We start from the raw sequence: 22861 nt of genomic DNA on the forward strand, positions 1-22861 counted from the left end.
CCCGCGCCGGCAGCGAAGTGGCACCCCATCCGAAAAGCTCGAATCAGATTGCCGGCATGGCGGAGCGGCAAACGGCCTGGCCTATTGGTCCAGCTCCCGGTCAATCGCCGCGTTGCGCACCCCCAGCCCTCTCAATTGAAACCGGACAATGTCGCGGACCAGCGCGTCCTCGGATGGCCCCATATCCATGGCAGGCTCATCCGGAAGCGCCTGCGCCCCGACCGCGAAGAAGAGGAGGCGATAGAGCTTTGCGCCCACGTCCCCCGCGCCTTCACCCGATGGCTCAAGGTCGCCAACCTCCGCGGCAACCCGCAGACAGTCCGTGATATATCCATTCAGCCGCGCGCCCAGGTCAGACAACACCATCCGCGCAAACCGGCCATCTTCGGCCATGCTGCGAAGGAGCATACGGCGCATGGTATCGCTGTTTTCCTTGCGTTCCCCGGACTGGTTTCTGACAAAGGAGTCGGCCAGATCCGTCGTCACCGCAACCAGCGCGGACGTTGAGGGCGGCTGACTTCCCACAGATCGCAGGGAATCGGCCACAGCGCTTTGCCGGCACGCCTCCAGCGCGGCAAACCAAAGCTCGTCCTTGCTTGGAAAATGCCGGAACATGAGCGCTTCGGATATGCCACACGCTCGCGCCAGATCCCTGGATCCGGTCGCGTGGAACCCCCGCTCGGCGAAAATCTTAGCTGCCGCGACCGCGATGGAATGCCGCCGTTCCGCCTGACTCAGCCGGATACGGGGCGCCCGGGAGGCTGGCTCTTTCTGACTCATGGGATCACTCTATAACCCGCTCTCACCCAATGTCAGCCCATACTTCCATGGCCTGATAAGGCCCCGGCCTGAGCCACCAACCCTCTTCAAACCCACGCATACAGACTGAGTAAGCAAATGCTAAACTTAGGTCTTGCATACCGTCACCTCTATTTGTAAGCAATTACTCAACAACAAAAGCGGTCACCAACGAGTGTCAGCACCAGCAAAAACCCAGGGAGGGATCAAACAATGTCTGATATCAATAAACGCATTGCGTCCGGCGCCGGAAAATTCATCCGGACGACATGGCTTGGACATGCGTCTGCGCTTGCCCTGCTTGGCGGTATGGCTCTTCCCGCAATCGCACAGGAAACCACCCCTCCCCCGGCCGCCCAGGAAGCGGATACCCAGGAACCGGCTACGGATGAACTTGCGGTCATGTCTCAGGTCACCGTCACCGCTCAGAGGCGCGCGCAGTCGCTTGGCGATGTTCCGATTTCGGTGAATGTCGTTTCCGGCGATACGCTGGCCGTTCAGCGGATCAGCAACCTGCAGGATCTCTCGGCCTTTGTGCCAAACCTTACCGTCCCCGAGCGGCCCGGCTCCACCGGCGCCTCGCTGCGCGGGCTTGGCACGGGCGGGCGCAACGCCCTCTTCGACCAGGCCGTCATCGTGCAGGTTGACGGCATCACCAGCGCCCGCTCCGCCCAGTTCACGGTGCCTTATTTTGATGTCGAACGCGTGGAAGTTCTGCGCGGCGCGCAAGGCGTTCTGTTCGGCAAGAACGCCACGGCCGGCGCGATCAATATCGTGACGGCAAATCCTACAGATACTTTCACCGGCAGCGTGACAGCCGGTTATGAATTCGAAAATCAGGGATATGTCATGGAGGGCTTTGTCGCGGGCCCCCTGACAGAAACCCTCGGCGGGCGCCTTGCGGTCAAGTATGAGCGCGCGGGCGGCTTCATCGAAGACAGGAACCTCGGCGAGGATGCAGGCGAGATTGATACCATCGCCGCGCGCGGAACGCTGCAATGGCGCCCGAACGACCGGCTGAATGCCCGGTTCAAGATTGATGTCGGCGAAGTCGATGAACGCGGGAACAATATCGAGATCGCCGCCTGCACGTCCAACCTGGCGCGCATCCTCTCCATCTCCCCGACAGAAGACTGCATCATGAACCGCACCTCCGCGCGGTCCTTCATGGATGAAGACAATACCCGCTCGGCCGCCTTCATTGCAAACATTGACTATGAGATCGGGGATCATACGTTCTCATCGGTTTCCGGCTATTCTCAATATGAACAGAGCACGGCGCGCGATCTGGACGTAACGCCTGTCGAGGCACTCAATCGCTATGTCGACGAGAGCTATGATCAATACTATCAGGAGTTCAGGCTGATCTCTCCTGCAGACGGCCGCCTGACCTATATTCTCGGCGTAACGGGCCAGTTTCAGAATATTGAACTGTCGGATGTTACCGATCTGAATGTCCTCGGCCTTCCCTTTGGCAATTTGTCACCGGCACCTTTCAGTGCCGCCAGCAACCGCCGGTCCATTCAGTTTGCTGATCAGTCCACCGCTTCCTATTCCGCCTTTGCGCACGTCACCTTTAACGTCACCGATTCTTTCAGGATCCTTGGCGGCGCACGGTATACGGATGAAACAAAGGAAATCGACTATGTCGTGACACGGGCCTTGTGGGGCACAAATACCCCGGTCGTCACGCCGCTTGATATCGATCTGACGGGCCAGGAACGCAGCGAGTCAAACTTCGATCCCCAGATTGGCGTTCAGTATGATCTGACAGATCGGTTGATGAGCTACTTCACGGCCTCGATCGTGCACAAAGGCGGCGGGTTCAATATCGATGAAACCGACGGCCGGGCTATTGCCGACACCTTTACGTATCAGCCGGAAGAAGCCGAATCCTATGAAGCGGGGCTCAAATGGTCCGGCCGCGGCAGATATCTCAATCTCGCTGTCTTCCGGACAGATTTCTCGGATCTTCAGGTCGCCAGCAATGATGGCACACGCACCGTGGTCCGCAACGCGGCAGTCGCCCGTTCAGAAGGGGTCGAAGTCGATGGCTTCTGGCAACTTGGCGACTACATCACGCTGGCTGGCGGTCTCGCCTATACCGATGCGACCTTCCTGGAATACCCGGGCGGCTCCTGTACGGCCGCGGCCGCCGCCGCAATTGCGCCCACCCCCTGCGTGGCCGATCTCAGTGGCAACCGGCTGACCTTTGCCCCGGAATGGTCGGGAAATCTTGTGGCCGATGCACGGTTCCCGGTCCGGGACGGCCTGGAGGCAACCCTGGGCGCGACCCTCAGCTACAGAAGCGACCAGTTCGCCCAGGAAAATAATGATCCGACCCTCGCAATTGATGAGAACACGACCGTGGATCTGCGCGCCGGGCTGACTACGGAGGATGATCGCAAAAGCATTCGTCTGGTCGCCCGGAACCTGTTCGACGAGACTGTTCCATCCTTCCTGTTCCCCTTCCCCCGGGCGCCCGGTTCGACCGTGGCGATCTCTCCGCGGGGCCGGTCGGTCCTTCTTGAACTTTCTTCAAAGTTCTAGAAACGTCAGAGGCGATAGTGACAAGGACAACAACCATGCGGTGCTTTCTTGCGACACTGTTGACGTGCATGTCGGTTGGCTTGACAGCCGGCTGCGCGTCCAGCGATCCTCCCAGCCAGCCAGAGCGCCCCAATTTCCTTGTCATTGTCGCCGATGACATGGGGTGGTCCGATCTCGGCGCCTTTGGCGGCGAGATCGACACCCCCAATCTGGATCAACTCGCCATGGGCGGGATCCGTCTGACGGATTTTCACACCTCGCCCACCTGCTCGCCGACCCGCGCCATGCTGCTGACGGGCGCGGACCACCACCGCGTCGGCCTCGGCACAATGCCAGACCTGATCACCCCGGCGCAAAGGGGCCAGCCAGGATATGAAGGCTATCTCACTTCTGGCCTCCCCACCGTTGCTGAAACTCTGTCTGCTGAAGGCTATTTCACCGCGATCACCGGAAAATGGCATCTCGGCAATGAGGCAAGCCAGTTGCCCGTCTCCCGGGGCTTTGATCGGTCATATGTCCTGTTGAATGGTTCACACAACCAATTCGGCGCAGACCAGAACGAACACTGGAAAGCGCTGGGAGAGCAGGCAGACTACAGGGAAGGCCTCGAAGAGGTCCAGTATCCCCTGGGCATTTACTCTTCCGATTTTTTTGCTGGCAAGCTCATCAGCTATCTTGAAGAATCCTCCCAAAACCGTCCCTTCTTCGCATATATTGCCTACACTCAGCCCCACTGGCCCCTTCAGGCGCCTGCAGACACGATTGCCAAATACAAAGGCCGCTATGATGCCGGACCTGAAGCTCTGCGGGCGGAACGTCTGGCGCGCCAAAAGGCACTGGGGCTGGTGGCCGAGGATGTTGAGCCGCACCCCTTCTTTGGCGTGAAGCCATGGGAAAGTCTGTCTGCAGAGCAGCGCGCCATGGATGCCCGCCGCATGGAAATTTACGCGGCGATGATTGACGAGATGGATCAGAGCGTCGGCCGCATTCTCACGGCCTTGCGTGAAAGCGGCGAACTGGACAACACAGTGATTGTATTTCTTTCCGATAACGGACCGCACGCCCGGCCGGAAGAGGCCCCCCGCCCCAACGAACCGGGCGCAACCAGCAATCCCGACCTGATTGCAGCCCTGAATATCGACAACAGTCTGGCGTCTCTGGGCTCTGCGCAATCCTACACCGGATATGGCCCGGGCTGGGCGCAGGCAGGCTCTGCCCCCTCGCGCCTCTTCAAGGGTGTCACGACCCAGGGCGGCATTCGCACCACTGCGTTTGTGAACGGCCCGGGCATTCCGGGCGGCCAGATCAGTGACGCGCTGCTGCATGTAATGGACATCACACCCACGCTGCTGGACCTTGCCAGCATACACACGCCGGACAACCCTGCTATCGAGGGACGCAGCTGGGCGGAGCTGCTCTCAGGGGCGGCGGATCATGTCCGCGCGCCGGAAGAAACGCTCGGCTGGGAACTCTTCTACGGCCGCGCGGTGCGCCAGGGAGACTGGAAGGCTGTCTATCTGGCAGCCCGCATGATTGGGGCGACAGAAAGCCGGTGGGAACTCTTCAATCTCGAAGTCGATCCAGGTGAAACGCAGGATCTTTCCGCCACAGAACCTGAACGGCTCAAGACCCTCCTGACAGAATGGGACCGCTATGCCGCCCGCAACGGGGTGGTGGTGCCGCCCCCTGCGCCCGACGGCGCAGACTGAAGATCCAGATCCGTGCGGTTCCCTGTTGACCCGCTCCCCGTGTAGAAATGACCAAGGAGTCACTCTTGGACCGGCCCGGCCTCGATACGAATCCACTGGAACTTGGGCCTGACTGGTTCAACACATTGTTTGCAGAGATCGGCATTGATGCCGAGGTTAAGTCTCTGACCTCAAAGTCGATCGGCACGGGCCAGATTGGCGAGAATGTGCGGTTCGTTTTCGAGTATGCCAAAGCTGGTCCGGACGCGCCCAAGACACTGGTCGGCAAGTTCCCGTCGGGCAACGAAACCAGCCTGATGGCTGCCAAGATGCTGAACCACTACAAGCGCGAAGTGTATTTCTACCGTACCTTCCCGAAGGTCGCCGGGCGCATCACGCCAGACGCGCTGTATACGGATTATGATGAGGCCACCAATCGTTTCGCCCTGATCATGGAAGACATGTCGCCCTCCGAGCAGGGGGACCAGCTGAAGGGGTGCGGCCTTGTGGAGGCGAAACTGGCGCTCTCCGCCGCCGCCGTGTTGCACGCTTCCCATTGGGAAGATCCGACGCTCGACGATTATGACTGGCTGCAGGGCTCCTCCAAGGCGCCGCCGCCAGGCCTCGGGCCGGAACAGGTCGCCGGGCTTTGGGGCGCCTTCAAGGAACGCTACGCTGCGCAGCTCAACGCAGACCAGATCGAAGTGGGCGACGCTTATGCCGCCAGCCTGCCCAAATGGGGCGACAGCTATACCGGCCCGCATGCGCTGACCCATTCCGACTTCCGGCTGGACAACATGCTGTTCGGCCCGCCCGGCGCGGCCAAACCGCTGGCGGTGGTTGACTGGCAGACCGTGGGCAGGGGCGCGCCGGCCAATGATGTGGCCTATTTCATCGGCGCGGGCCTCACGCGCGAAGACCGGCCCAGGCATGAGCAGGCGCTGCTGCGCTATTATCACGACTGCCTGAAAGCCGAGGGCATCACCAGCTACAGCTTTGAAGATCTCTACCAGCATTATCGCTGGTTCTCGTTCTACGGCATCTCGGTTGCCTTTGCAGCGGCGATGCTCGTGAAGCAGACCGAGCGGGGCGACGAGATGTTCCTTACGATGTTGCGCCGTCACACCGCCCAGGTGCGCGACAACAACGCGATGGAACTGTTGAACCAGGTTCGATAGCTCGCGCGCAGGGCACCATCACCTGAGGGGGCTGGGCGCTGGCGACTGCCTCACATCCGCACCTCAACCAGATACGGTCCCTGCGAGGCGAACCCCCGCCGGAGTTCCCGCGCGAATTCTTCCAGATCACGCGCGATCCCGCACTCCACGCCGCACCCTTTTGCAAGGGATTGCCAATCGAGCGCTGGATCCCCGATCGTCAGCATCGCCTCGGCGCGGGCGCCGGGTACGCCCGACCCCATATTGAAAAACTCACCCCGCAAAATCTGATAGGCGCGATTGGCAAAGATCACGATCGTCACGTCGAGCCCTTCACGCGCCATGCTCCAAAGCGCTTGCGGCGTGTACATCGCGCTCCCATCGCCTGACAGGGCCAGCACCTTGCGGCCAGGCGCAGCGATAGCGGCGCCGACAGCTGCCGGAAGCGCAAACCCGATGGCCGCGCCCATGCTGGAGATCCAGTCATGCGGCGCCGTCGTCCGGGTCTTTGCGTAAAAGCTCCGCCCGGCGGTCACCGCCTCATCAATGACGATACACTGCTCCGGCAGGAGCGCCGCAATCACCTCTCCCAGGCCGTCATGGCTGATCGGGCCGGTGGGCACTGCCGGGCGCGCCAGCGGCGCGACGCCTTCGCCCGCGGCCGACCGCACACCAAGCGCCCGGGCAACAGCTTCTAAAGCCGCCTCGATGTCTTCTTCCGGACTCGCCAGTTCACAGACATTACAGTCAGCCGGCAGCAATTTCACCGGCTTTCCGGGATAGGCAAAAAAAGCGATCGGATCGCGCGCGCCGGCAAGAACCACATCGCGCGTCCCGGCAAGAGCCTTCAGGGCGGCCTCGACCGGCTGCGTATACGGAACAAGAGAAAACGGCGCGCGCCCGGCGCCCCGTTCCATGCAGGCATTATGCGTCTCCGCCATCAGGCGGCAGCCGGTCGCGGCCGCAATCGCACCGGCCCAGGACAGCGCTTTGCCTCTGACCGCCCCGTCCCCCAGCAGCAGAATGGCATTGCTGCCACCGCGACGCAGCGCCTCGGCCGCAGCATCCACAAATTCGGCGCGAACCGCGCGGCGCGGCGCCACGGAGCGCACCGGCGCAGCCTCACCCGCCGCGCACCACGAAATATCCGCAGGCAGGATAAGCGTCGCAATCTTGCCCGGTGACTGACGCGCCAGCGCGACGGCCTCTGCAGCATCCCCCGCAAGGCTATCTGCCGAACACGTCGTGCGCACCCAGTTGGACATCGGGCGGGCCACCGCCTCCACATCCCCGGCAAGCGGCGAGGCCAGCGGCGCATGATAGGTGGCATGGTCGCCGACAATATTGACGATGCCCGAGCGGGCTTTTTTGGCATTGTGAAGGTTGGCCAGCCCGTTGGCGAGCCCCGGCGCCAGGTGCAGCAGGGTTGCTGCCGGCTTGCCGGAAACCCGGTAATACCCGTCCGCCGCGCCCGTCACGATCCCCTCAAACAGTCCCAGAACGCACCGCATGCCGCTGATCCGGTCGAGCGCACCGACAAAGTGCATCTCTGAGGTTCCGGGATTGGCAAAACAGACATCCACCCCGCCCTCAATAAGCGTATGGACAAGACGCTCGGCGCCGCTTTCAGGTTTATCCGTATTCATACTCTCTCCGAATATTTCTGCATCATTGTGCCGGGGCCGGCCCGGGCCCGCTTCAGGCCGGGGCGCGGACGGATCCGTCCGGGGCATCACGCCTCCGGACGGCGGAAGATGCTTTGGCCCTTATGCACCGCGATGAACCAGGTGCCGTTGATCCGCCGATAGACCTGGTGGAATTCTCCGACAGCCAGAGGCGGAGCGATCGGCAGAATGTCCTGTCCGGGATACTGATCTTTAAAAGCATCGAACAGGATATACTCGGCAACGCCTTCCGCCTCATTCGGGCCAGTCAGCTTGACAACGGGCGGGGCCAGAACATGGCGCGTGACGCGATTTGGATCGCGCCGCGAAAGCCCTTTCCGGATCGTTTCCCGCCCCTTTAGAGCAGCGCCGCCATGGCCATGAAGAATGCCGTCTTCAGAAAATAGAGCGATCACGTCCTCAATATTGTGCCGGTCAATGTGATGGGTCCATAGGGACGCCAGGCGCGCGCAGGCAAGTTCATCCTGTTGGCTCATAAGTGTATCTCCGAAAACTTGGCGTCAGACAGGCTGGCTGGATGTTGCGGCGATTGCCGGGTCTGGCTGCACCACGCTGCGCAACCGCCAGAGTGCAAAGACATAACAGGTCAGCGACACGGCAATCGCGCTCCATGCAACGATCGTCAGCGCTTCGCCGATGTTGCGCTCAGAGGTGCTGCTGGCCGCAAGGCTTGACACCAGGATCGGCCCCAGCCCCATGCCCAGAACATTGTTGAACATCAGATACAGCGCCGACATGCGGCCCAGAAAGGGCGTCGGCGTGACCGCCTGCATGATGATCGGCGTGAAGGCCGCCGTTGCAATGCTGCCGCATGTCCCGATGGCGATGCCGGCAAGCACTAGGCGGGTGTCACCTCCGCCGACAACAAGCGCCAACAAGGGCAGCACAGTGAGGTTTAGAAGGATCGCCGTTAAAATAGCGCCGCGAACCCGGGACTTCGCCCCCAGAAGCCGCACCAGGGGCGTGACGGCAAGCATGCCAACCAGAGCGCCCGCAATCGCAAACAGGCCAAAGAAAAGACCTGCAGACGTATCGGCAACGCCGTGCTCGCGTGTCAGCATCGTCGGCCCCCAGGCACTCATGCCAAGCGCCACCGTAAAGCTCGCCCCCGTGCCTATGAATATGGGAAGATAAAGCGTGATGCGCGACCCGAAGTGCGAGAAGAATTCCGCCAGGGACGCGGTTGGCCCGCCAGGCTCGCCATCTTCCTGAATCTGCCGCGGCGGTTCTTTCACCAGCCAGGCAAACAAGCCAGCCAGTATGGGACCAGGGATCGCCACAATGACAAACATAATCCGCCACGGCTCAACGCCCACTTCAGGAGAGATCATCTCGGCAAGTTTCAGCGCCCCCGCCCCGACAATGAATGAGCCCGCGCCCATCATCACGCCGGTGAGCGTATAAACCGTCGTCGGCAACGTTCTGCGTTCTTTGGTGAACAGTTCACTGATCAATGACATCGCGGCCGGCATCAACACGGCCTCGCCCACCGCCACCCCGGACCGGCATGCAACCAGCATCGGATAGGAGGCTGCAAAGGCCGAGCAGAAAGTCGCGCCACTCCAGAGCAACACGCCCCCCAGCAGAACCTGCCTGCGGCGCCCGGAATCCACCAGCTGGGCAGCGGGAAAACCGGCGAGCACGTACACAACAACGAAGCCGAGCCCGAACAGCAGGCTGATTTGCGTATCACTGACCCCCAGGCTGGTGCGAACCGGGTCCACAACCAGCGCCAGAACCATGCGGTCGAGAAACGACAAGGCGAAGAGGCAGCAGAGCAATGCAACCGCACGCCATGCATGCGCCTCCTTGTGTGCGTCTATTCCTGCCATATGCCACTCCCTGATCAGTATATTTTGACGTGCGCGGGACGCTCCACACGCAGCGGATTTCTGTTCGCTTCTATCCGGCCCGGGCGCCGAGACCGTGGGTTCCCGCAAAAGAGAGACCGCACCCGCCCAGGCGCATTGCATGCATTTTGTGGTTGGTGTACCCACCCCCTAAGCGCTCTGCGTGCTTCAGGCGCCGTCGCCGGTTTTGCGCGTGCCGGCTTATGCGGCAGAGAGAAGGTGTGGCGCAGATGCCGAACCAGGGAGAACGGGAATGAAACTGCGCCAGCTGGCGGCCTTCATCCGTGTATGCCAGATCGGAAGCATCACCCGCGCAGCGGCAGAGCTGAACATTGCCCAGCCCGCACTGGGTTTGCAGATCCGCAATCTGGAATCTGATTTCGGCGCCGAGCTGATTGCCCGCGGGCCAAGGGGCGTACGCCCCACCCCGGCAGGAGAACTCGTTCTGGCCTGGGCGCAGGATGTTCTGCAAAGCCGCGACAGCATTCTTCACAAGGTGCGCGAGCTCGCGGCCAGCGCGCCACCCAGTCTGAAACTCGGTCTGACGCCGAGCGTGGCAGGTCTGATCTCTGACAGCCTTGTGGACTGGGCCAATACAGAGGGGCGCTCGGTCAGCCTGTCCCTGATCAAAGCGTTCAGCAACAACATCTCTCAGCTTGTCGAGATGCAGCAACTGGACCTTGGCCTGACCTGCAGCGCACGCCCCCGCGAAGCGCTCGATAGCCAGCCGATCCTGCTCGAGCGGCTGTACTTTATGGGCGCGTCCGACGGGACTACAGGGCCCATCTCCCTTGAGGACGCGCTTGACCGGCCCATCGCCCTTCCGAAAGGACGTGACTCGGTGCGCCGCGCCGTCGATGAAGGCGTGCTCCGTCAAGGGCTGGTTCTGAAAAACACGATGGAGATCAACTCGCTGGAAACCGCCAAAGATCTCGCGGTTGCCGGGATTGCCGGATGCATCCTTCCGCTGGGAAGCGCGCCGGATGCGGCCAGCCTGGGCCTCAGGCTGCGCCCGATTATTTCCCCCGCCCTGACCCGGACGATCTATCTCGTCCGCCGGTACGACCATATTCCCACCGATGCGGAACAAAGGCTGATTAACACCATGACAGCCACCCTGCTCGGCCTGATCGGCGAAGCCGGGATTAGCCCGTATGAACGCCCGACGGAGACGGTCTCTGAAAAGGGATGATTCTCCCGGCACGGCGGACAGGCGTGTCCTCCGCCCCCGTATCATGTGTCGGGGAGCCCGGAGCCTCACGTCAGTGCTCGCTGCCAACCGGGTTCGACAGAACCCCTATCTGTGAAACGTCCACCTCAATCACATCGCCCGCCTTCATCCAGAGGGGCGGTTTGCGGCGCGCGCCAACGCCGCCTGGCGTCCCTGTGGCAATCACATCTCCCGGCGCCAGGGGCGTCCATTGCGACACATAAGCAATCGCGGTCGGAATGTCGTACAACATCAGATCAGCCGTTGTGGACTGAACCGTCTCGCCATTCAGGCGGGTTTCCAGTTTCATCACGCTCGGATCAGGAATCTCATCCGCCGTGACGATCCACGGGCCAAGCGCGCCAGAGCGCCAGAAATTCTTGCCTGCCGACACCGAGTGCTTCTGATAATCGCGCACGCTGCCATCGAGCATGATCGTATATCCGAACACATGATCTAAGGCAGTTTCACGCGAAATGTGCCGTCCACCCTTGCCAATGACGACGCAGATCTCGCCTTCATAATCAAACTGTTCGGATACCTTCGGCCGAAGCACAGCCTCTCCGTGGGGCACGAGCGAATCGGCAACCTTTGTAAACAGCGCGGGGTTAGGCGGCAGATCATTATGGGTTTCGTCCACATGATTCTTATAATTCAGCCCGAGGCAAACGAGCTTTGACAGGGGCTCTGACGGCATCAACAGCCCGACCTGATCAAGCGGCAGCGTCTCACCCGCGCTATCTGCAATCTCCCCCAGCTGGCTGAGCGACAAACGCGGTGCATCGAACGGCGCCGCCAGCGCGGCCTCTTCATACCAGCGCCCCACCACATGCACGCGATCGCCCCGGATAATGGCGGACGCCACGCGCCCGCCCCTCTGGATCTTTGCTACCTTCATATCACTATACTCCGCTTACGGATTTTATATCAGAGAGGTCTGCGCACGGGCAGACATCGCGCGCTCAGATGGAGAGCAATTCCCGCCGGGGCACTCCGGCGTGAAAGCGTCTGAGAAACTCATCGCGGTCCAGATCGATGCCGGAGGGATTGCGCTGAAACGCTTCCGAGCGCGTAAAGGCGATCATTTCTGCGGGGGTATCGAAATTATCCAGACAGAACTCAACGATATTCTCGTCAGGATCCCGAAAGTAGAAACTTGTGATCGGCCCATGATTGGCAGACCGGTGAGGATGGATGTCCGCATCCCGCAACGCTTCAATCCGCTTCACCAGTTCTGTCAGATCGGCATGCTTGAACTGCATGTGATTGAGACCGGGATCAGTCGTTGGGGCATGCGTCAGATGCGTCAGCTCAAAGATGGCGAAGGTCAGAGTGTGCGTCGCGGGCAGCTTCATACGCATAAAGACGGCCCGCACATCCTTGGCGTGAACCTGCTTGCCACCGTCCCCGTGATGATTGTCCACGGCAACATTCGGGTCAGGCTTATTCTCAAATGCCCAATCGGCACCGAGAACAGCGGCGTACCAGAGCTTCATCCGGTCAAACTGACTGGTCTGCAGAACCACCTCTGAAACCCATGTCGGCGCGATGACCTGCGTCTTCGCTTTCAACGTGTTGAGCAGAGCGGTTTCTTTTGCGTCAGGTCCCATGTCTCTCGTCTCCTTTGTTCATCCGCTGCACGAGAGCACCGCGCCAGCGTATTTGCGCGCCTGCCTCATGTGCTATCCGGGCGGGCGCTGACTGTTTCCCGTAAGAGGCCAGCCTGTCTGACGTCCCGAGACAATCCGCGATACAGCGGCAGGCAGCCGGGCGGCCAGAGCCGTTTTGCGATGGCCGTCAGACAGGAACAATCTGGGCTTCCAAGATCGTTCCTGTCTTGCCGCAAACATCAATTAGCTTTGGTCGGTGGCCCTGGCGCCGGTCTATCAAGCCGGACAGAAATCGCGCTGCATGCACGCCGCCTCCTTGAGCACGGCCGGTGCGTTTGCCGCCTTAGCCCTGGAGTTTAAAAAAATGTCCGATACTTCGCCCAATTTCCCACAAGGCCGCGGCCTTTACTATGGCGGCGCCTGGCATGAGCCCAAGCAGAGCGGTAGCGTCGAGGTTCGCAGCCCGGCGACGGATGAACTTCTTTGTACGATCAACGTCGGCAGCGCCGCCGACGTCCGCCCGGCCGTAGAGGCGGCCCATAAGGGCTATCTCGAATGGCGGGATGTCCGCCCTATGGAGCGGGCACGCCTGATGAAGGAGATGGGCGTCCGCATTCGTTCAAACGCGCGCGAGCTGGCGCTCATCGAGTCCATGGACGGGGGCAACCCGATTTCAGAAATGATGGGCGATGTCCTCGGTACGGCTGCCATGCTCGACTATTTCGCCGGCCTCGTCACCGAAATGAAGGGATCTTCCGTTCCCTACGGCCCCGAAGCCGTCAGCTTTTCCGTCCGCGAACCTTACGGGGTTGTCGCACGGATTGCGCCCTACAATCACCCCCTCGGCTTCTCCGTCGCCAAGGCCGCCGCGCCGCTGGCGGCTGGCAATGCCGTGGTTGTCAAACCGCCCGAACAGGCGCCGCTGTCTGCGCTTCGCGCGGCAGAACTCTTTGACGGATTACTGCCCGCTGGCGTGTTCAACGTTCTGTCCGGCGACCGCGATCTTGGCGCCGCCCTGGTATCTGATCCGGGGATCTCCATTGTGGCGCTCGTGGGCAGCGTTCCTACGGGCAAAGCGGTCATGCGGGCTGCCGCCGACAGTCTCAAGCGTGTGATGTTCGAGCTGGGTGGCAAAAATGCCCTGATCGCATTTCCGGACTCTGACCCGGAAAAGATTGCCCGGGCCATGGTCGCGGGCATGAACTATACTTGGTGCGGACAATCCTGCGGTTCCGTCAGCCGCGCCTTCGTTCACGAGGACATCTATGACGAGGTCCTCGCGCGGATGCCGCAATACCTTGAAAAGCACAAACCCGGACTCCCCAGCGACCCTAAGACCACCATGGGCGCCCTGGTCGACCGCCAGGCGCTTGACCGGGTCACCCGCTATATTGCGTCTGCGCATGAAGACGGCGCACGGCTGATCCATGGCGGCGTGCCGCCAGAAGATCCTGCCTTGGCAAAAGGGTGTTTCATGCCCCCTACCGTCTTTGCGGATGTTACCATGGGCATGAAGATTGCCCGCGAGGAAATCTTCGGGCCTGTGCAGGCCGTCATCAAATGGAGTGATGAAGCCGAGATGCTCCGTCAGGTGAACCAGGTCGAATATGGCCTCACCTGCGCGGTCTGGACCCGCGATGTGGCCCGCGCGCACCGGATCATTTCGCGCGTCGAAGCCGGCTTCTGCTGGATCAATGATGTAGCGCGCCACGCGCTTGGCTCCCCCTTTGGGGGCTACAAACAATCCGGAATCGGACGGGAAGAATGCCTCGAGGAGCTTCTGTCCTTCACGCAGGAAAAGAATGTCTGGATCAATCTGAACAACTAGCCGGACGCTGTCTGGCGGAGCCCTTCAGCCATGCCGATGACCCGTCGCACCTTCACCCTGACCGCCGCCCTGAGCCCTCTGGCAGGCTGCGCCGCCTCGCCAGTGTCCCAAACAGTCCTCCGCGCAAATCCGGAAACAGACATGCCCCCCAACTCCTCTGCCCCCCCGCCGCGCCAACCTGCTGCCCTCTGGGCGTATGATCAGCTTTTGGATGAACTGGTTGCAGCCAATCGCATTCTGCTTCATCACCAGATTGTGGACTCGTTTGGTCATGTCAGCGCGCGCCATCCGGACCGTCCCGATCGCTTCCTGATGTCGGGACGCAAGGCCCCCAGCCTCGTCGAACGCGCAGACATCCGCGAGTTTGGCCTCGATGGGGAACTCGCGGTTCCGGACGGCACCCCCAGCTTCCTGGAACGCTACATTCACAGCGCCATTTATACGGCACGCCCGGATGTCCAGAGCGTCGTACACAGTCATTCTCCGGGCATAATTGCCTTCGGCGTCGTGCCGGAGACGCCGCTCCGCCCGATCTGCCACACCTGCGGCTTTCTGGGTGGCGGCGCGCCGGTCTTCGAAATCCGGGATGAGCTTGGCCCAGCCTCCAATCTTATGATTACAAATCAGACTCTGGGCCTGGCGCTGGCAAAAAAATTGGGAAGTGCCAGCTATGTCCTCATGCGCGGACATGGGTCCACTGCGGTCGGCCGCAATCTTCCCGAATCTGTCTACAATGCGATCTATGCAGAAACCAATGCACGCATACAGACGACCGCCATGACGATGGGGCCAGTCACCTTTCTCTCCCCGGAAGAGGCCGCCGCCACCTCGGGCGGTGGCCCTATTGTCGTTGAACGCACCTGGAACCACTGGAAATCAGAGATTGCGTCCTGAATCACGGCCTGCGTTTCAACGCAATGTCACACCTGTGAGGTTTTCGGATACCTCCCAAAGCCTTGCAGAAAGGGCTGCGTCCAGGGCCTGCGGGGGAATTTGCGCCGCCGCTGGGAACCCCCGTGTTTCGCTCAGGCCATGAGGCCCGTAATAGGCGCCCGACTTTGCCTCCGGCCAGGTTGCCGCAAACAGGGTCGGCAGAGCGCCCTGATCTGCCGGCTGAAACAGGAACCAGAGCAGGCTGCGGGCAAGACTGGCAGGGCTTCCCCGCCCAGGCGCATTGTGCAGCAGTTCGGTGCGGGAAACACCGGGGTGCGCCGCAATGCTGGCAACGCCCCATCCGCCCAACTGGCTGCGCCGGTGCAGCTCCAGCGCAAACATCAGGCAGGCGAGCTTCGACTGCGCATAAGCGCTTCCCGGCCGGTAACTTTGCTCCGCCTGAAGATCTTCGAGATTGATCAAGCCGTTCCGGGCAGCAATGCTGGATACAGAGATAACGCGGGCATTCGCGCCCTTGCGTAGCAGCGGTAGGAGGTGTCCGGTGAGCGCAAAATGACCCAGATAATTCGTGCCCAGCTGAAGCTCGAACCCGTCTTCCGTTTCCTGCCGCGCGGGCGGATTCATCACGGCAGCATTGTTGATCAGCAGATCAAGGCGATCCATCTGTCCGCGGAGCCGGGCGGCGAAGTCTGCCACGGAGGCAAGGCAGGCAAGGTCAAGACGTTCATAGCGTATGTCGGACGCAGGCGCTGCCTGACGGATTGCGGCGACGGCGTCCGCTCCCTTATGAGCATTGCGGCCTGCAAGCACAACACTGGCTCCGGACCGTGCGAGCGCAACGGCGCCTTCGAACCCCAGCCCCCCTGTTCCGGTGATGACGGCGAAGCGACCCCGCTGATCGGGAATGTAAGCTGCCGTCCAGTGCTCCGGAAGCGTGCTGTTCCTCATGTTCCAAACTGCCTTTTCCAGATATCTGCAAGCGGATGATCACTTGCCGGGCATAGCGCGAGACTCCGCGCCTGTCATACCTGCAGACTACCCGCTGCGCAGCTTATCTCCATGCCGGAACGCGCAGAAAATCTGCCCAATCCTACAAATAAACGCACTGCGCGCACCTGTGAGGGCACGAACCAGGCAGATTTTTGATTCCGATAGGGAGCGCCGCCTACTCTGCCGCAACCCGCAGGCTGAGTACGTCGCGCTTGGGCGTGACGCCGAACATCCTGATGTATTCCCGGCTGAACTGGGACGCACTCTCATACCCCACCTTGTAGGCCGCCTCCGTCACGCTGACAGCGTCTGCCAGCATGAGCCGTCGCGCCTCCAGAAGCCGCAGATGCTTTTGATACTGGAGCGGCGTCATCGAGGTCATCGATTTGAAATGTTGGTGGAAGGAGGATGGACTCATTCGTGCCGCTTCCGCCAGCTGCTCCACCCGCAGCGTCTGAGAAAAATTGTTCCGTATCAAATAAACCGCATTGGCGATCCGCTGAACATGCGTCTCGGGCAGTGCGAGTTTGCGGATTTCGCCGCCATACGGGCTGCTGAGCAGCCAGTAGCAGATCTCGCGCATAATCGAGGGATAGAGCAGTGGAACAGCTTTCGGTGTATGCGCCAGCTTGACCAGGCGCAGAGCACAGTCTGCAAGCATCTCATCCACCTGCCCCACAAACACACACGGCCCGGGGCCGGTATCGGCCAGTGGCGCCACGTCGATATGCTCCAGTACGTCCTTGATTGTAGCCACATCGAAATCAATCATGAGACCGATGAAAGGCTCTGTGGGCGTGGCCTGCGCGATCCGCCCGCTTGCGGGTACCTCCACACAGACAAGCAGATACTCCATTGCGCCATAGGTCAGCGTGTCTTCCCCGAAATACATCTGCTTGGCGCCCTGCAGCACCATGCAAAGCGATGGCCGGTATAGCCTGTGATCGGGCATCATGTCCTGAAAGGTCCGGACCATATGGACCCCCTTCATCGGGGTTTCAAAGCGCCCCTGCCCGCCTCCGTTCGCTTCTACATAGGCGGTGACAGCCGAGAGGAGCGGTGCAGACAACGCGACCTCCTGATCATGGAGGGTGTGACTTCTCCTGCGGGAACCTCCGAAGCCATTGGGGTCTGCAGGAACAGGCAAGTTTGTTGAGGTTTCAGGCATTCTATTCATTGTGCGGTTCCTCTAGCTGTTCAGGTGCCAACCAAAGCTGAGGGCGACATCAGAGATGACAGAAACTGCTGCCCCGTCAACCCGGCACGCCCCTCATCTGCCACGGGAGCTCGCTTTTGATGCGGATGACTATGCCAGCGGGTGGCGTATTGCCGCCATACTGATCGCGCTCTTTCTGATAAATGTCTTTGCACAGATCGACCGTATACTTCCGTTCATACTTGCCGAGGCGATCAAGACAGATCTTGACCTCAGCGACACCCAGATCGGACTGCTCACCGGGCTTGCCTTTGCCGTCTGCTACACCCTGCTGTCGCTGCCGCTGGCCCGCCTCTCCGACCGGGGGTCGCCCCGGTTCGTGCTCATCGGCTGCACCCTGGTCTGGAGCGCCATGACGGCGCTTGGCGGCCTGGCGGCCGGGTTCGTGTTCCTTGCGCTGACACGGTTTGGCGTCGCCGTCGGCGAGGCGGGCGCCGTCCCGTCGGCACACGCCCTGATCGCCCGAAAGATTCGCCCCGGTCTGCGCGGTCTGGCGATCGGTATATTTTCGATGGGCATACCCCTTGGCACCATGGCCGGCTTCGCCATTGGCGGCGCCATGGCCGATACGATGGGCTGGCGCGCGGCCCTGATGGGCGCGGGCCTGTTCGGCGCTTTGATCGCCCTGCTGGCACTGTTCGTCCTCGGACCAACGCCGCCGCTGAAGCAAGCCGCCGCCCACTCCGAGCCCTTTCTGAAGGCCAGTCTCAACCTCCTCGCTGCCCCCGCATTTCGCTGGCTGTTCATCGCCGCCATCTTTGCCGGCTTTGCGGCCGCCCCCTTCTATGCCTTCACAGCACCTTTCCTGATCCGCACCCACGGCCTGACCGCCAGCGAAGCTGGCCTGGCATTCGGCTCCCTTCAGGGGTTGATGGGCATCCTGGGGACGCTGGCGGGCGGGCGTTGGTTTGACCATGCCGTCCGCTCCGGGACCGGCCGGGTGCTCGGCCCGCCAGGGGTCCTGTTTCTCATCGCCAGCGTGCCCATGGCCGCAGCCCTGTTCGCGCCGGTCAGCTGGCTGTCCATCGCGCTTATGGTTCCCGGAATGCTGGCCTTTGCCTTCCTGCTTCCCTGGTCCTTCGGCGCGGCCCATCTTGTCGCGGGCCGCGGGAAGGAAGCCATGGCCTCCAGTCTGGCGATGATCGGCTCGGGCCTGCTGGGTCCGGCCCTCGGTCCCCTGATTGTTGGCCTGATAAGTGACACAGCAACAGCCGCAGAGGTATCGAACGGCCTTGGTATCGGCATGCTGATTATACCGCTGGCCTGCATCCTGACGGGATGTTCAATCCTCGTGGCCAACCGACAGATCGCGGCAACAATCATGAAAAACTGAATCCTCCATACCCGGACAGAGCGCCGCTCAGACCGGCGCGCAAGACCCGGATCCGGAAGCGTCCCCACCTGCTACTTCCGATGATCCGGCAAGGGGCCTTTGCCGGTCCTCCCCCCCCCTGCCTACCGGCAATCCCCGGGGCTCCCTGAAGAGGATGGTTCAAGCCGACCGCTTCAGGGAGCCTTCCTCCCCTCAAGCACAGGAAATTTCCATGCGTATACTGCTGACTATCTTAGTAGGGTGCGAGCTCGCGCTGATGTCACCCGCCGCCCAGGCTCAGGAGCGCCCCTCAGAGGCGCCGCAAGGCGTCGTGGCCATCGGCCCTGGTACGGTTCCGGAATATGATGGCTCCGGCGAGCTCCGGCTCATCCCGTTCGCTGTGGCAAATGTCGAATGGCGCGGCACCCAGTTCCAGTTCCAGGGTTTGCGCGCGCGGGCCGATCTGGCATCGGACACGCGCTTTTCCTTCGGCCCTGTCATCGGCGGACGGCTGTCCCGGGACGGCGCCGATGGTCAGATCGCGCTGCTGCCCGAATTAGATACGGCGGTTGAGGCCGGCGCTTTTGCCGGTTACCGTTTCGGCGGCGACCGGTCCGGTCAGGGCGCCTTGCGGACCGAAATAACGCTCATGCATGACGTTTCGGATGTTCATGACGGACTTCTCGCCACGGCCAGCGCCAGTTATGCCGCCATAAACAATCCGGTGTTCCAGCTATCCTTTGACATGCAGACAAGCTGGGCGGATGAAAACTATCTTCAGACCTACTTTGGTGTGGATGGCGCCGCGTCCGCAATGAGCGGACTTTCTGAATTCTCCGCCAGCTCCGGCATAAAGGATGTCGGCATTGGCATGACCGCAGGTTACTGGCTGGATGACCAGATCGGTCTGATTGTCCGTGCCGGTACAAACTATCTCGTCGGCGATGCCGCTGACAGCCCCATCACCGAAGAAGGCGATCGCTGGCAACCGATGATCGGCACTGCCATCGCGTACCGTTTCTAAACGCGGTTGAAAGAAATATGAGCGCCCCCTTAGCGCCGAGCAAACTGCGCTGAGGGGGATGGTCGGAATGGGCAGAATTTTACCTGGCCCGGGCGTCATATTCCTTTGGAGGATCAATCAAGTCACTGACCAGCGCCATGGGCTCACTGCCGCAATGAACTGGCAGGAATTGGCGTTGAGGAAAGGAACCGCTTCACGCCGGAGAAGGGACCCGCAGCTGCTTCGGAAAGCCAGTGGAATGAACCGCTTCAGATCGATCTTGACAGGGCTGTTGACGCTTCTGCCGGCGTCAGGGGAGATGCAGACTTCATTCACGTCGGTGAGGTCGGAGTGGCGCCAGAAAGCGTGACGGTTGCGCCGCGACGAGCTGAACACAAGATCCGTCTACACTGTAGCTCTTGGGGAAGTCTGGGGTGGCGGTCAGAGCCAGTCCGGAACCATATCGCCGGCATAGCGCGCGCCGAACGCGCCCTCCGGAAGGATGTTCCGGATACCGGCAAGATCATCAGTCGACAGCGTCACCTCTGCCGAAGCGAGGTTTTCCTCAAGCCGGTCGATCCGGCGGGTGCCCGGGATCGGAACGATGTCCTCGCCCTGGGCGAGCAGCCAGGCGAGCGCCAGTTGAGACACCGTGATGCCCTTGTCCTTAGCCAGCTCACCGAGCTGGCGGACCGCGTCAAGGTTCTTCTCGAAATTACCCGGCTGCCAGCGGGGGTCGAAGCGGCGCATATCGGTGTCTTCATACTCCGCAGACGGTTTGACGGCGCTTGTAAGAAAACCCCGGCCCAGCGGCGAATAAGCGACAAAGCCGATGCCCAGTTCCCGTAGGGTGGGCAGAACCGTTTCAACATTGCGTTCGAATACGGAATATTCGGTCTGCAGGACGGTGACGGGCTGCACGGCATGGGCCTTGCGGATCGTCTGCGGCCCGGCTTCGCTGAGGCCAAAATACTTTACCTTGCCCTCGGCGATCAGATCCCGGATGGTCCCGGCAACGTCTTCGATCGGGACATCGGGATCGACGCGGTGCTGATAGAGGATGTCGATATGGTCGACGCCGAGATGGCGCAGGCTGTTCTCCGTTACTTTGCGGATGTGGCCGGGCTGGCTGTTGGTGCCATAGACGCCGTCTTCATAGGTGAAGCCGAATTTTGTGGCCAGCACGACCTCATCGCGAAAGCCCTTCACCGCCTGGCCGATGAACTTTTCGTTCTCGCCCCAGCCATACATTTCTGCCGTGTCGAAGAAATTTACGCCCTGATCATAGGCGCGCCGGATGAGGTCGAGACCGGCTTGCGGGTCGGCCGCGCCATAATGGGCATGAAAGCCCATCGCACCATAGCCAATGGCTGAAACATCAGGTCCATTCCTGCCGAGTTTGCGGGTATGCATCGGGACGTCCTTTCTGGAATTGAGAACGTCCATGTAAGCCCGACGGCGCAGCCGATGGATGCCCGATGGTCCCGGATGATTGCCTGATCCTGCCGGATGCTTGATCTTTGTTTGCTTTCGGTGTGTCGTATCGCGATGACAGATTTGGATGCGATCAGATCCGTAGCCCTGCGCCATGCAGGACGCGGCAGCCCGGCGATGCCCCGCCTTCACCTCTTCCGCATCGATACGCCGACCGACGCGGCTGGCCTGATCTACGATCCGGTCGTCTGTCTTGTGCTTCAGGGCACCAAACGCACCTTTATTGGCGATGGCGCCCTCCAATACGGGCCGGGCGAGTGCATGGTCGTCGCCGCCGAAGTCACCGCCATGGGACAGGTCTGTGAGGCGTCCACAGACGAACCCTATCTTGCCTTGAACCTCCTGCTGGATGCCGCCGTCATCTCGGCGGTTCTTCTCGAGATGGATCGCCTGCCTGAAGCCCGGATCCGATCGGGCTATGGCGTCTCGAAGGCGGATCCCCGGCTGCTCGAAGCCTGGCGGCGATTTGCCGAATTGCTTGATCGTCCCGATGAGGTTCGCGTGATGGCGGCACATCTGGAGCACGAACTGATGTTCCGGCTCCTCATGGGGCAGCAGGGTGGCCTGCTGCGTCAGATCGCGGGCGCAGACTCCCGGCTTTCCCATATCCGGCGCGCCATGGCCTGGGTACGCCAGCACTATGCCGAAAATTTGAGCATCGGGGCCATGGCCACCGTGGCAGGCATGAGTTCCTCCGTATTCCACCGGCGTTTCAAGGCGGTGACGGGCGTGAGCCCGCTTCAGTACCAGAAGCACATCCGGTTGCATGAGGCGCGCCGCCGCCTCGTGACCGAACGCGCCGAGGCCGCGACTGTCGGGTATGCCGTGGGCTATGAAAGCGCGTCGCAGTTCTCGCGCGAGTACAAACGCTTGTTTGGCGCCCCGCCACGGCGCGACGCAGACGCCTTGCAGCCCGCGAGTAAAGACGGCCCCTGAAGTTTCAGGGACCGCCCGGTCTCACATGACAACCGCTCGCGGGTATCTGGTGGCGGTGTATCCGGGCGGGAATGCGCCCTGCCTGGCCGCCGGACGCGGTTGACCCGCGCCCCCTGCGCTTCGACCCGCTTCCATCGGCGGCGCAGCGCTGCTACTCACCGGCAGGCAACCCCGTTTCGATCGGTCCATCGAAGGCAACATACGCAATACAGCGGTCCGTCAGACAATTGGCGGCATGCAGGAGATGGGCCGGCTGATAGACATAGGCGCCCGGCTCAAGCCGCGTGGCCGTCGCTTCACGCCCGTCCTCGTCCCAGTGTTTGAGGCCCCCCTCGATGAGCCAGAGCCGGTAATCATGCGTGTGGAAATGAAGATTGCCGCTGCCGGTATAGTCCCGTCCATATCGAAAGAGGGTCAGGGACGGACCACTTTTCGGATCGCCGTCCAGAACGACCAGGTTCGGCCCCTCCGGCCGGTCGGGATAGAGCGGCTGAAAATCCCTGTTTATCGCCTCGGTCACCGGGACCACAGCCATCGGCGCCCTGGCGCCGGACGCGTCACCTGTCGCCTGCGCCTGTGCCAGGGTCGGTGACGCGCTCAGCATCAGGAGGATCATGGGGATTGACGACATACGGTATCT

The 22861-nt window shown here is 61.4% G+C and carries 19 protein-coding genes; 9 read left to right on the forward strand and 10 right to left on the reverse strand.

Annotated features, from left to right (window positions below):
* Positions 1-81 precede the first annotated feature (81 nt).
* Entirely contained in the window at positions 82-780 is a 699-nt protein-coding gene (locus HNE_RS10920) for a TetR/AcrR family transcriptional regulator (RefSeq protein ID WP_011647203.1), read from the reverse strand.
* Positions 781-1011: 231 nt separating this feature from the next.
* On the opposite strand from HNE_RS10920, the gene HNE_RS10925 reads away from it, so the two are divergent.
* The 3 genes from HNE_RS10925 to HNE_RS10935 all read left to right on the forward strand — a co-directional run bounded on the left by HNE_RS10925 (position 1012) and on the right by HNE_RS10935 (position 6214).
* On the forward strand, positions 1012-3348 hold the full coding sequence (locus tag HNE_RS10925; RefSeq protein WP_011647204.1) for a TonB-dependent receptor: 2337 nt from the start codon (positions 1012-1014) through the stop codon (positions 3346-3348).
* Between the two features lie 68 nt (positions 3349-3416).
* Complete coding sequence (locus tag HNE_RS10930) at positions 3417-5057, forward strand: arylsulfatase (protein WP_049755116.1); 1641 nt, start codon at positions 3417-3419, stop codon at positions 5055-5057.
* A 65-nt stretch (positions 5058-5122) separates the two neighbouring features.
* Entirely contained in the window at positions 5123-6214 is a 1092-nt protein-coding gene (locus tag HNE_RS10935) for an oxidoreductase family protein (protein WP_011647206.1), read from the forward strand.
* Between the two features lie 50 nt (positions 6215-6264).
* On the opposite strand, the gene HNE_RS10940 is transcribed toward HNE_RS10935, so the two are convergent.
* From HNE_RS10940 to HNE_RS10950, 3 genes are all read right to left on the reverse strand, one after another.
* Entirely contained in the window at positions 6265-7839 is a 1575-nt protein-coding gene (locus HNE_RS10940; RefSeq protein ID WP_011647207.1) for an acetolactate synthase large subunit, read from the reverse strand.
* An 86-nt stretch (positions 7840-7925) separates the two neighbouring features.
* Positions 7926-8354, reverse strand: coding sequence for a nuclear transport factor 2 family protein (locus HNE_RS10945; RefSeq protein ID WP_011647208.1), 429 nt, complete (start codon positions 8352-8354; stop codon positions 7926-7928).
* A gap of 24 nt (positions 8355-8378) precedes the next feature.
* Complete coding sequence (locus HNE_RS10950) at positions 8379-9710, reverse strand: MFS transporter (protein WP_011647209.1); 1332 nt, start codon at positions 9708-9710, stop codon at positions 8379-8381.
* Positions 9711-9981: 271 nt separating this feature from the next.
* Between HNE_RS10950 and HNE_RS10955 the strand changes: the two genes are divergently transcribed.
* Positions 9982-10920, forward strand: a complete 939-nt coding sequence (locus HNE_RS10955; RefSeq protein ID WP_011647210.1) for a LysR family transcriptional regulator — start codon at positions 9982-9984, stop codon at positions 10918-10920.
* 70 nt (positions 10921-10990) lie between these two features.
* Here the strand turns inward: HNE_RS10955 and HNE_RS10960 are convergent, their stop codons facing one another.
* Both HNE_RS10960 and HNE_RS18040 read right to left on the reverse strand, forming a co-directional pair.
* A complete protein-coding gene (locus HNE_RS10960) occupies positions 10991-11836 on the reverse strand; it encodes a fumarylacetoacetate hydrolase family protein (RefSeq protein ID WP_011647211.1) in 846 nt (281 codons plus the stop codon).
* 64 nt (positions 11837-11900) lie between these two features.
* Complete coding sequence (locus HNE_RS18040) at positions 11901-12548, reverse strand: VOC family protein (RefSeq protein ID WP_011647212.1); 648 nt, start codon at positions 12546-12548, stop codon at positions 11901-11903.
* A 364-nt stretch (positions 12549-12912) separates the two neighbouring features.
* Between HNE_RS18040 and HNE_RS10970 the strand changes: the two genes are divergently transcribed.
* The gene (locus HNE_RS10970) at positions 12913-14376 is read left to right on the forward strand and encodes an aldehyde dehydrogenase family protein (RefSeq protein ID WP_011647213.1); all 1464 of its coding nucleotides are present in this window, start codon (positions 12913-12915) and stop codon (positions 14374-14376) included.
* A gap of 30 nt (positions 14377-14406) precedes the next feature.
* On the forward strand, positions 14407-15270 hold the full coding sequence (locus HNE_RS10975) for a class II aldolase/adducin family protein (RefSeq protein WP_148205867.1): 864 nt from the start codon (positions 14407-14409) through the stop codon (positions 15268-15270).
* A 15-nt stretch (positions 15271-15285) separates the two neighbouring features.
* Here the strand turns inward: HNE_RS10975 and HNE_RS10980 are convergent, their stop codons facing one another.
* Both HNE_RS10980 and HNE_RS10985 read right to left on the reverse strand, forming a co-directional pair.
* Entirely contained in the window at positions 15286-16218 is a 933-nt protein-coding gene (locus HNE_RS10980) for an SDR family oxidoreductase (RefSeq protein WP_011647215.1), read from the reverse strand.
* 217 nt (positions 16219-16435) lie between these two features.
* Positions 16436-17329 carry an AraC family transcriptional regulator gene (locus HNE_RS10985; RefSeq protein ID WP_011647216.1) on the reverse strand — a complete coding sequence of 298 codons (894 nt, stop codon included), beginning with the start codon at positions 17327-17329 and terminating at the stop codon, positions 16436-16438.
* A 163-nt stretch (positions 17330-17492) separates the two neighbouring features.
* Here HNE_RS10985 and HNE_RS10990 point away from each other — a divergent pair, with 163 nt between their 5' ends.
* Together HNE_RS10990 and HNE_RS10995 are read left to right on the forward strand one after the other, a co-directional pair.
* On the forward strand, positions 17493-18809 hold the full coding sequence (locus HNE_RS10990) for an MFS transporter (protein ID WP_011647217.1): 1317 nt from the start codon (positions 17493-17495) through the stop codon (positions 18807-18809).
* A 256-nt stretch (positions 18810-19065) separates the two neighbouring features.
* Entirely contained in the window at positions 19066-19812 is a 747-nt protein-coding gene (locus tag HNE_RS10995) for a MipA/OmpV family protein (RefSeq protein ID WP_233351903.1), read from the forward strand.
* Between the two features lie 420 nt (positions 19813-20232).
* Here the strand turns inward: HNE_RS10995 and HNE_RS11005 are convergent, their stop codons facing one another.
* Entirely contained in the window at positions 20233-21204 is a 972-nt protein-coding gene (locus HNE_RS11005) for an aldo/keto reductase (protein WP_011647219.1), read from the reverse strand.
* A gap of 135 nt (positions 21205-21339) precedes the next feature.
* Between HNE_RS11005 and HNE_RS11010 the strand changes: the two genes are divergently transcribed.
* A complete protein-coding gene (locus HNE_RS11010; protein WP_011647220.1) occupies positions 21340-22221 on the forward strand; it encodes an AraC family transcriptional regulator in 882 nt (293 codons plus the stop codon).
* A gap of 151 nt (positions 22222-22372) precedes the next feature.
* Here HNE_RS11010 and HNE_RS11015 read toward each other — a convergent pair whose 3' ends face one another.
* The gene (locus HNE_RS11015; RefSeq protein WP_035592739.1) at positions 22373-22852 is read right to left on the reverse strand and encodes a hypothetical protein; all 480 of its coding nucleotides are present in this window, start codon (positions 22850-22852) and stop codon (positions 22373-22375) included.
* Positions 22853-22861 lie beyond the last annotated feature (9 nt).

Source organism: Hyphomonas neptunium ATCC 15444, assembly GCF_000013025.1.
Taxonomy (GTDB): domain Bacteria; phylum Pseudomonadota; class Alphaproteobacteria; order Caulobacterales; family Hyphomonadaceae; genus Hyphomonas; species Hyphomonas neptunia.

Coding starts and splice junctions, on each gene's coding strand:
- HNE_RS10990 (WP_011647217.1), top strand. CDS start 17,493: ATGACAGAAACTGCTGCCCCGTCAACCCGGCACGCCCCTCATCTGCCA.
- HNE_RS10980 (WP_011647215.1), bottom strand. CDS start 16,218: ATGAGGAACAGCACGCTTCCGGAGCACTGGACGGCAGCTTACATTCCC.
- HNE_RS10920 (WP_011647203.1), bottom strand. CDS start 780: ATGAGTCAGAAAGAGCCAGCCTCCCGGGCGCCCCGTATCCGGCTGAGT.
- HNE_RS10995 (WP_233351903.1), top strand. CDS start 19,066: ATGTCACCCGCCGCCCAGGCTCAGGAGCGCCCCTCAGAGGCGCCGCAA.
- HNE_RS10975 (WP_148205867.1), top strand. CDS start 14,407: ATGCCGATGACCCGTCGCACCTTCACCCTGACCGCCGCCCTGAGCCCT.
- HNE_RS10960 (WP_011647211.1), bottom strand. CDS start 11,836: ATGAAGGTAGCAAAGATCCAGAGGGGCGGGCGCGTGGCGTCCGCCATT.
- HNE_RS11015 (WP_035592739.1), bottom strand. CDS start 22,852: ATGTCGTCAATCCCCATGATCCTCCTGATGCTGAGCGCGTCACCGACC.
- HNE_RS10930 (WP_049755116.1), top strand. CDS start 3,417: ATGTCGGTTGGCTTGACAGCCGGCTGCGCGTCCAGCGATCCTCCCAGC.
- HNE_RS18040 (WP_011647212.1), bottom strand. CDS start 12,548: ATGGGACCTGACGCAAAAGAAACCGCTCTGCTCAACACGTTGAAAGCG.
- HNE_RS11010 (WP_011647220.1), top strand. CDS start 21,340: ATGACAGATTTGGATGCGATCAGATCCGTAGCCCTGCGCCATGCAGGA.
- HNE_RS10950 (WP_011647209.1), bottom strand. CDS start 9,710: ATGGCAGGAATAGACGCACACAAGGAGGCGCATGCATGGCGTGCGGTT.
- HNE_RS10940 (WP_011647207.1), bottom strand. CDS start 7,839: ATGAATACGGATAAACCTGAAAGCGGCGCCGAGCGTCTTGTCCATACG.
- HNE_RS10945 (WP_011647208.1), bottom strand. CDS start 8,354: ATGAGCCAACAGGATGAACTTGCCTGCGCGCGCCTGGCGTCCCTATGG.
- HNE_RS11005 (WP_011647219.1), bottom strand. CDS start 21,204: ATGCATACCCGCAAACTCGGCAGGAATGGACCTGATGTTTCAGCCATT.
- HNE_RS10925 (WP_011647204.1), top strand. CDS start 1,012: ATGTCTGATATCAATAAACGCATTGCGTCCGGCGCCGGAAAATTCATC.
- HNE_RS10955 (WP_011647210.1), top strand. CDS start 9,982: ATGAAACTGCGCCAGCTGGCGGCCTTCATCCGTGTATGCCAGATCGGA.
- HNE_RS10970 (WP_011647213.1), top strand. CDS start 12,913: ATGTCCGATACTTCGCCCAATTTCCCACAAGGCCGCGGCCTTTACTAT.